Origin of the sequence: Bartonella refiksaydamii (genome assembly GCF_902652675.1) — a bacterium.
Taxonomy (GTDB): Bacteria; Pseudomonadota; Alphaproteobacteria; order Rhizobiales; family Rhizobiaceae; genus Bartonella; species Bartonella refiksaydamii.
The window spans coordinates 1-1,077 of record NZ_LR736380.1 but is presented as its reverse complement, the minus strand read 5'-3'; the positions used below and the strand labels follow the sequence as shown (position 1 = coordinate 1,077).

3 protein-coding genes and 1 pseudogene are annotated in these 1,077 nt (G+C 38.1%); 2 read left to right on the top strand and 2 right to left on the bottom strand.

What is annotated here, in order from left to right:
* Positions 1-150: lysozyme (locus GQO39_RS08630; RefSeq protein ID WP_369412499.1), on the bottom strand; the 150-nt coding region annotated here is incomplete at its 3' end.
* A gap of 142 nt (positions 151-292) precedes the next feature.
* Here GQO39_RS08630 and GQO39_RS08625 point away from each other — a divergent pair.
* Positions 293-517: an antitoxin MazE family protein gene (locus GQO39_RS08625; RefSeq protein ID WP_156851786.1), complete on the top strand. Its 225-nt coding sequence runs from the start codon at positions 293-295 to the stop codon at positions 515-517.
* A complete protein-coding gene (locus GQO39_RS08620) occupies positions 517-840 on the top strand; it encodes a type II toxin-antitoxin system PemK/MazF family toxin (protein WP_156851787.1) in 324 nt (107 codons plus the stop codon). The genes GQO39_RS08625 and GQO39_RS08620 overlap by 1 nt, the downstream gene beginning before the upstream one ends.
* Positions 841-904: 64 nt before the next feature.
* Here GQO39_RS08620 and GQO39_RS09370 read toward each other — a convergent pair.
* Positions 905-1,077: pseudogene (locus GQO39_RS09370) on the bottom strand (late control protein); the annotation flags it as partial.

Genomic DNA, 1,077 nt, shown 5'->3' with positions numbered 1-1,077 from the left:
TGTCATACCTTCGTAAACAAAAGGTTTTCCAGCAGTGTTTGTATGTCCATAACCAATTGTCCATATACCAATGGCATCTTTATAGGCATTCAAACGCAAGCCCTCCCATTGCTTGATAAGTGCTAGCCCTTCTGATGATATTTTTCGCATATGTTGCTCCATAAAAAAAGCCCCACACAAGGTGGGGATGCGTGAATATTAAAAATTGCAATTATTGCGTTTTATTAAAAATCTCGTTTCATGTAACTTTTTTCTGTGTTATACGTTACATGAAACAAGAGGAGATTTTATTATGGCTACAATGCACGTTAATGAACGTGTTCAAAAACATCGCAACGCACAAAGGAAAGCGGGATTGCGCTTAATGCAAATTTGGGTACCAGATACACGCCAGCCAAATTTTGTAGAAGAATGCCGCCGTCAGTGTCGCTTAGTGGTAAAAATGGATGAAAAAAATACATCTATGCAGTTGTTTATGGACCAATCTTTAATGGATATTGATGGTTGGACAGAATGATGCGTGGTTCTCTGGTAACAATAGCAATACAAGGTGATTTTGGTAAACCAAGACCCGCATTGATCATTCAAGCTAATCAATTTAGTGAACATACCAGCATGACGGTTTTACCAATTACAAGTACACTTGTTGATGCACCATTACTCCGCATTACGATTCAGCCAAACGCTAAAAATGGTTTGCAAAAGCCTTCGCAAGTAATGATTGATAAGATTATGACGATAAGATGTGACAAAATGAGTTCCATTTTTGGCTCTCTTCAAGCAAAGCAAATGCTAGAGATTGAACGTTGTTTGGCTGTATTTTTAGGAATAGTAAAATAAAAATTGGATTTCTTTTTTCGGATAAGAATATGCTTTTTATCATCATTAGATAAGATAGCTTTATTCATATATCCTCCTCATCCATATGGATAACGCCATCGCCTTCATCGCATGCGTCTGGTGGGGCGTTTGGATCAAGGGTATCATCTTTGTCTGGTGTTGTGTTTGCAACGTTTTCAGCCGCATCTTCTTGTGATGCATCAAAAAGTTCGCACTCTATTTTTGTGGTGTAACCGC